This window comes from Streptomyces sp. NPDC055966 (assembly GCF_042269865.1).
GTDB lineage: Bacteria > Actinomycetota > Actinomycetes > Streptomycetales > Streptomycetaceae > Streptomyces.
In genome coordinates this window covers 283,051-289,542 of sequence record NZ_JBHJYK010000014.1, presented here as the reverse complement: position 1 = coordinate 289,542, position 6,492 = coordinate 283,051, and the positions used below count along the sequence as shown (strand labels likewise).

Annotated in this window: 8 protein-coding genes; 4 read left to right on the top strand and 4 right to left on the bottom strand. The window is 69.2% G+C overall.

What is annotated here, in order from left to right:
* Positions 1–360: 360 nt before the first annotated feature.
* Positions 361–1,011: a DNA-3-methyladenine glycosylase gene (locus tag ACFC8N_RS28830; protein WP_376290989.1), complete on the bottom strand. Its 651-nt coding sequence runs from the start codon at positions 1,009–1,011 to the stop codon at positions 361–363.
* A gap of 100 nt (positions 1,012–1,111) precedes the next feature.
* Between ACFC8N_RS28830 and ACFC8N_RS28825 the strand changes: the two genes are divergently transcribed.
* From ACFC8N_RS28825 to ACFC8N_RS28815, 3 genes are all read left to right on the top strand, one after another.
* Positions 1,112–1,894: a sporulation protein gene (locus ACFC8N_RS28825; protein ID WP_356031105.1), complete on the top strand. Its 783-nt coding sequence runs from the start codon at positions 1,112–1,114 to the stop codon at positions 1,892–1,894.
* Between the two features lie 45 nt (positions 1,895–1,939).
* Positions 1,940–2,479: a YbhB/YbcL family Raf kinase inhibitor-like protein gene (locus ACFC8N_RS28820; RefSeq protein WP_376290987.1), complete on the top strand. Its 540-nt coding sequence runs from the start codon at positions 1,940–1,942 to the stop codon at positions 2,477–2,479.
* 167 nt (positions 2,480–2,646) lie between these two features.
* Entirely contained in the window at positions 2,647–3,153 is a 507-nt protein-coding gene (locus ACFC8N_RS28815; protein ID WP_356031102.1) for an HNH endonuclease, read from the top strand.
* A 39-nt stretch (positions 3,154–3,192) separates the two neighbouring features.
* Here ACFC8N_RS28815 and ACFC8N_RS28810 read toward each other — a convergent pair whose 3' ends face one another.
* The 3 genes from ACFC8N_RS28810 to ACFC8N_RS28800 form a co-directional block, all read right to left on the bottom strand.
* A complete protein-coding gene (locus ACFC8N_RS28810; protein ID WP_356031101.1) occupies positions 3,193–4,152 on the bottom strand; it encodes an SPFH domain-containing protein in 960 nt (319 codons plus the stop codon).
* A gap of 109 nt (positions 4,153–4,261) precedes the next feature.
* Positions 4,262–4,693, bottom strand: a complete 432-nt coding sequence (locus ACFC8N_RS28805; RefSeq protein ID WP_356031100.1) for an NfeD family protein — start codon at positions 4,691–4,693, stop codon at positions 4,262–4,264.
* A gap of 61 nt (positions 4,694–4,754) precedes the next feature.
* Positions 4,755–5,552, bottom strand: a complete 798-nt coding sequence (locus tag ACFC8N_RS28800; protein WP_356031098.1) for an ABC transporter ATP-binding protein — start codon at positions 5,550–5,552, stop codon at positions 4,755–4,757.
* 150 nt (positions 5,553–5,702) lie between these two features.
* Between ACFC8N_RS28800 and ACFC8N_RS28795 the strand changes: the two genes are divergently transcribed.
* A complete protein-coding gene (locus ACFC8N_RS28795; protein WP_376290984.1) occupies positions 5,703–6,491 on the top strand; it encodes a hypothetical protein in 789 nt (262 codons plus the stop codon).
* Position 6,492: the final 1 nt, after the last annotated feature.

Here is a 6,492-nt window from a genome sequence, read left to right as displayed (position 1 = left end):
GCTGTTGAGTTCTCAAGGAACGGTCGCTTCCTTTGTACTCACCCTCTCGGGCTTTCCTCCGGGCTTCCCTTCGGTGTTTCCGACTCTATCAGATCCTTTCGGCGTCTGACTCCCAGTCGGCGGGTTGTCTTTGGGCTTTTGGATTTTCGTCCGTCGGCCTTTCGACATTCACTACGTTAGCTCATTCCCTCGGCGACTCATAATCGAGTCCCGCGAGTTCGAATTTCGGGCACGCGGGCGCGCCGAAATCGACCCCGCAAAGGGGGTGTAACTAGGTAGTGGGGTGGCCGCTCCGGCTGCTGGCGATTGCCGTACCCGGTTCAGCGGCTCGGGATACGTTACGCACTTCCCCAGGACGCGTCAACTTGAGCGGCGCCTCGGTACATGGGCCCGGTAGGGGCTCACCGTCGGGTCGCCGTCGACCCAGTAACGCCAGGGATGGACCTCGCCGTTGCCGCCTTCGCCGGCGACTCCGGTGCGCGGGCCGTTCCGTACCTGGTGAGCGGGGATCTTCCTGCCGGTCAGCATGCGCAGAGGCGTCTCGCCGGTGGCGCACGCGTCCGTGCCGTTCAGGGCGCGGTCGACCTCCAGGGCAGTGGCCAGGCGGGCCGGGCCTTTGGCCAGTTCCTTGTCGTTACGGGCCGAAAGTCGACGTTTGCGGGCGAGGTCGGCGCCCTCGATCACCTCGCCTGCGCGGAGCAGGACGGCGCTCGCCCGGCCCTCGGGGCCGCAGACGAGGTTCATGCAGTGCCACATGCCGTAGGTGAAGTAGACGTACACGTGTCCCGGGGGTCCGAACATCACCTCGTTGCGAGCGGTGCGGCCTCGATAGGCGTGTGAGCCGGGGTCGTTCGGGCCGTCGTACGCCTCCACCTCCGTGAGGCGGAGGGCGATCGGGCCGTCGGGGGTCGTACGGACGAGGATGCGGCCGAGGAGATCGGGCGCCACCTCCAGGATCGGGCGGTCGAAGAATGCTCTGGGCAACGGCGTACGGTCCGGGGACGCGATCATGCCGACCGAGATTAGTGCAGGCGCGGCGTGGCGCCGGCGGAACCGGTCGGGGGTGGAGCGCGTTTGTAGGGGTCGAGGTCCGTTCGTAAAGGGAGAGTCAATGGCGTTCAAGAAGCTGCTCGCGAGCCTCGGTGCCGGTGGGGCTTCGGTCGAGACCGTGCTGACGGAGGTCAACACGGTGCCTGGTGGCGTCGTCCAGGGTGAGGTGCGTATCCAGGGCGGGTCCGTGAACCAGAACATCGAGGGGTTGTCGGTCGGGCTCCAGGCCAAGGTCGAGGTGGAGAGCGGCGACCAGGAGTACAAGCAGGACATCGAGTTCACCAAGGTGCGGCTCGGCGGGGCCTTCGAGCTGCAGGCGGGCGCAGTGCACGCGGTGCCGTTCGGACTGGAGATCCCCTGGGAGACGCCGGTCACGATGATCGACGGGCAGGCGCTGCGCGGGATGCACATCGGGGTGACGACCGAGCTGGCGATCGCGCGGGCCGTGGACTCCGGCGACCTGGACCCGATCAACGTCCATCCGCTGCCGGCGCAGAAGGCGATCCTGGACGCCTTCATCCAGCTGGGCTTCCGGTTCAAGAACGCGGACATGGAGCGCGGCCACATCCGGGGTACGCGGCAGACGCTCCCCTTCTACCAGGAGATCGAGTTCTACCCGCCGTCCCAGTACCGGGGGCTGAACCAGGTCGAGCTGAGCTTCGTGGCCGACGCGCACGCGATGGACGTCGTACTGGAGATGGACAAGAAGCCGGGTCTGTTCAGCGAGGGTTCGGACACCTTCCGGTCCTTCCAGGTGGGGCTGAACGACTGGCAGGGGACCGACTGGGCTGCTTACCTCAACCAGTGGCTGTCCGAGGTCGGCAGCAAGCGCAACTGGTTCTAGGCTCGGGAACTGCTGGTTCCAGATCATCGATCAGGAGGTACCGAGGTGACCGAGCTGAAGCGGCGGCCGCTCCCCCACGATTTCCATCCGCCCGTGCCGTCGTTCACGGTGACGAGCGAGGACGTCCGGGAGGGCGCGACGCTCAAGGACGCTCAGGTCTACGCGGGGGGCAACACCTCGCCGCAGCTGCGCTGGGAGGGCTTCCCGCCGGAGACCAAGAGCTTCGCCGTGACCTGCTACGACCCCGACGCGCCGACCGGCAGCGGGTTCTGGCACTGGGTCCTGTTCGACATCCCGGCCTCGGTGACGGAGTTGCCGGCGGGTGCGGGCAGCGCCGGCTTCAAGGGGCTGCCGACGGGTGCGGTGCACGTGCGCAACGACTACGGGTCGAAGGACTTCGGCGGTGCCGCGCCGCCGCCCGGGGACGGGCCGCACCGGTACGTCTTCACGGTGTACGCGGTGGACCAGGAGAAGCTCGGCCCGGACGGCGATGTGTCGCCGGCCGTCGTCGGATTCAATCTGCGGTTCCACGCGATCGCGCGTGCCCAGCTCATCGGTGAGTACGAGAACCGCCGGCAGGGCTGAGCGCGGCGCCGGGATTCAGTCGAGCGTTCATTGAACGTTTGCCCGCCTCCGGTCTTGGAAGTGATCGGAGGCGGGCATTTTTTATTGCGTTGTCCATCTCGGCGCGCCCGTCCAGAGTTGATCCAAGCCCGCCGGGGCTGGGCAGGTGCACACGGGAGGTGGGCTGGATGCGGGACACGCTGGTGCTGAACGCGAGCTTCGAGCCGCTGTCGACGGTGACCTTGAACCGAGCTGTCGTCCTGGTGCTCCAGGACAAGGCCGTCGTCGAGCAGGCCCATCCCGAACTGCGCATGCGCGGTGCCGCTGTGGACATACCCGCGCCGCGGGTGATCAGACTGTGCAGGTATGTACGGGTGCCGTTCCGAAGACAAGCTCCGTGGTCGAGGCGGGGGGTGCTGGTCCGGGACCGGCACCGGTGCGCGTACTGCGGGCGCAGGGCGACGACGGTGGACCATGTGCTGCCGCGGGCGCAGGGTGGGCAGGACACCTGGCTGAATACCGTCGCCGCGTGTGCGGAGGACAATCACCGGAAGGCCGACAGGACTCCGGAGCAGGCGGGGATGGAGCTGCTGCGGGAGCCGTTCGAGCCGACGCCGGCGGACGCGATGCTCCTGGCGCTGGGCCAGGAGGACTTCGCGGCGCTGCCGGAGTGGCTTGCCCGGGATGCCGCCTGAGCGTCTGCCGAGTTCGCTTCGGCGGCATCCCGTGTGCCGCTAGTCGATGCTGGGCTTCTCCCGGCGTTCCGTGCCGTTGTTCTGGGGCGGGATGGAGTTGCCGCCGCCTCCCGAACCGCCGCCCAGGGGGCCGAAGTTGCCCATCGCGCCGGAGAGGCCCTTGAGGGCGTCGCCGATCTCGCTCGGGACGATCCAGAGCTTGTTGGCGTCGCCTTCGGCGATCTTCGGGAGCATCTGGAGGTACTGGTAGGACAGGAGCTTCTGGTCCGGGTCGCCGGCGTGGATGGCCTCGAAGACCGTACGGACCGCCTGGGCCTCGCCCTCGGCGCGCAGGGCGGCGGCCTTGGCCTCACCCTCGGCGCGCAGGATCTGGGACTGCTTCTCGCCCTCGGCGGTGAGGATGGCGGCCTGGCGCGTACCTTCGGCGGTGAGGATCGCGGCGCGCTTGTCACGGTCGGCGCGCATCTGCTTCTCCATCGAGTCCTGGATGGAGGTCGGTGGTTCGATGGCCTTCAGCTCGACGCGGTTGACGCGGATGCCCCATTTGCCGGTGGCCTCGTCGAGGACGCCGCGCAGGGCCGCGTTGATCTCCTCGCGGGAGGTGAGGGTGCGTTCGAGGTCCATGCCGCCGATGATGTTGCGGAGCGTGGTGACGGTCAGCTGCTCGATCGCCTGGATGTAGCTGGCGACCTCGTAGGTGGCGGCGCGGGCGTCCGTCACCTGGTAGTAGATCACCGTGTCGATGTTGACGACCAGGTTGTCCTGGGTGATCACCGGCTGGGGCGGGAACGGTACGACCTGTTCGCGCAGGTCGATGCGGTTGCGGATGGTGTCGATGAACGGGACCACGATGTTGAGGCCCGCATTGAGGGTGCGCGTGTAGCGGCCGAAGCGCTCGACGATGGCGGCGCTGGCCTGTGGGATGACCTGGATGGTCTTGATCAGGGCGATGAAGACCAACACCACCAGAATGACCAGGACGATGATGACCGGTTCCATCGTGTTCCCCGTACCCCTCTCCGCCGCGCCTCTTCGGCAGATTCATGACTGTGGAAGATCTTGCTGGTCGAGTCTGACAGACTGGCGCCCAACTCGCTTGTCGGATGGCTCAGATGACGATCGCGGTGGCTCCCTCGATCTCCACGACGTCCACCTCCTGGCCGACTTCGTAGGCGCGTTCGGTGTCCAGGGCGCGGGCCGACCAGACTTCGCCGGCGAGTTTGATGCGGCCGCCGGAGCCGTCGACCCGCTCCAGCACGACGGCTTGCTTGCCTCTCAACGCGTCGATTCCGGTGGCGAGTCGGGGGCTCTGCCTGGTGTGCCGGGCGGCGATGGGCCGGACGACGGCGATGAGCGCGACGGAGACGATGACGAACGCGAGGACCTGGGCGACGGCGTCGAAGCCGAGTGCGGCGGCGACCGCGGCCGCGACGGCTCCCACCGCGAGCATGCCGAACTCCGGCATCGCGGTGACGACGAGCGGGATCCCGAGTGCCGCCGCGCCGACGAGCCACCACACCCATGCGTCGATGTCGTTCACACGGTCATGGTAGGGCGGCGGTCGGACGGCGGACAGGGCGCAAAAGGGAAGTGCGACGGGGTCAGGACAGGGGCAGGCCCTGGGCGGTCCAGCGGTCGCCGACCTGCTCGACGACGAGCGGGAGGCCGAAGCAGCGGGAGAGGTTGCGGGAGCTGAGCTCCAGCTCGATCGGGCCGGCGGCGAGGACCTTGCCCTGGCGGATCATGAGGACGTGGGTGAAGCCGGGGGCGATCTCCTCGACGTGGTGCGTGACCATGATCATGGAGGGGGCGATCGGGTCGCGGGCGAGCCGGCCGAGGCGGCGGACCAGGTCCTCGCGGCCGCCGAGGTCGAGGCCGGCGGCGGGCTCGTCGAGGAGGAGCAGCTCCGGGTCGGTCATGAGGGCGCGGGCGATGAGGGTGCGCTTGCGCTCGCCCTCGGAGAGGGTGCCGAACCTCCGGTCGAGGTAGTCGCTCATGCCGAGGCGGTCGAGGAAGGCGCGGGCGCGCTGCTCGTCGACGTCCTCGTACTCCTCCTGCCAGCCGGCGGTCATGCCGTAGGCGGCGGTGAGGACGGTCTGGAGAACGGTCTGGCGCTTGGGGAGCTTCTCGGCGAGGGCGATGCCGGCCACGCCGATGCGGGGGCGCAGCTCGAAGACGTCGGTGCCGGGCCTGCCGAGGGTCTCGCCGAGGATCGTGGCGGTGCCCTGGCTGGGGTAGAGGTAGCTGGAGGCGACGTTCAGGAGGGTGGTCTTGCCCGCGCCGTTGGGGCCGAGGATGACCCAGCGCTCGCCCTCCTTCACCGACCAGGAGACCTGGTCCACCAGAGCCCGGCCCTCACGGACCACGGATACGTCCTGAAGCTCCAGAACATCGCTCATGAGCGCGTTGTCTCCCCTTGCAGTGTGGCCGGTCTCGGCTGTCGCGTACGCCTGTGGCTCGGGCCGCCGCGCTTGTGGGCGAGGCCCTCATGAAATCTACGCCACGAGTGCCCGGCTCCATTCCATCGGTCCGGTCCTTAGGGTGGGGGCATGCTCTCGGAACCGCGTTCAGGACGCCTCGCCGCTTGGGGAAATGCCCTTTTGGCCGGACTTGTCTCTCCGGACGATGCCGCTCTCGCCATCGTCGGCGAGGACGCGGTGCACCGGGTGGAGGGGCTGCCCGGCGAGTCCGCTCCGGTCGGGCTCACGCTCGCGCTGGGCCGGCTGCGGACGCTGGGGGCGACGGGGCTGCGGGTGGCGCTGCCGGCGTCCGGCCATCCGCTGGGGCTGAGCGGTCCGCCGGAGTTCAACGCGCGGGCGCTGGAGGCCGAGGAGGCGGTGGTCTGCTTCGGTGCGGCGTTGGGGCTGGTGCCGGAGGTGTACGAGGTCGGGCCCGCGGGTGATGTGCATGCCGAGGTGGTCTGGCACGTACTGCCGGTGCGGGAGGCGCCGCCCGCCGACGTGCCGTCGCTGGGCGAGGCCGAGCGGGAGCTGGCGGAGGCGCTGCGCGAGGCGACCGAGGTGCTGTCGAAGCTCGATGTCGCCGCGTCCGGTCCGGTGGCGGAGGCGGCGATCGACGCGTACCGGGCGCGGGCCGAGCACGGCCGGGAGGTGCTGGCGCCGGGGTATCCGCCGCGCGCGGTGCGGGTGCTGGAGCTGGCGCGGCGGGTCGCGCTGCTGGTGTCGCTGGCGTACGGCAAAGGGCACGGGGGTGCGGTCAGCGCCGGTGAGATGGCCGCGCGGGCCGAGGCCTTGCGGCCCGTGGAGCGAACGGCACGGCGGGCGCAGGTGGCCGCGTACAACTCGATCCTGGAGGAGCGGGAGCGCGGCGCGCGCTGAA

Bases quoted from the DNA above. Each gene is read 5' to 3' on its own strand.
- ACFC8N_RS28815 (WP_356031102.1), top strand. From the start codon at position 2,647: ATGCGGGACACGCTGGTGCTGAACGCGAGCTTCGAGCCGCTGTCGACG.
- ACFC8N_RS28810 (WP_356031101.1), bottom strand. From the start codon at position 4,152: ATGGAACCGGTCATCATCGTCCTGGTCATTCTGGTGGTGTTGGTCTTC.
- ACFC8N_RS28830 (WP_376290989.1), bottom strand. From the start codon at position 1,011: ATGATCGCGTCCCCGGACCGTACGCCGTTGCCCAGAGCATTCTTCGAC.
- ACFC8N_RS28825 (WP_356031105.1), top strand. From the start codon at position 1,112: ATGGCGTTCAAGAAGCTGCTCGCGAGCCTCGGTGCCGGTGGGGCTTCG.
- ACFC8N_RS28800 (WP_356031098.1), bottom strand. From the start codon at position 5,552: ATGAGCGATGTTCTGGAGCTTCAGGACGTATCCGTGGTCCGTGAGGGC.
- ACFC8N_RS28795 (WP_376290984.1), top strand. From the start codon at position 5,703: ATGCTCTCGGAACCGCGTTCAGGACGCCTCGCCGCTTGGGGAAATGCC.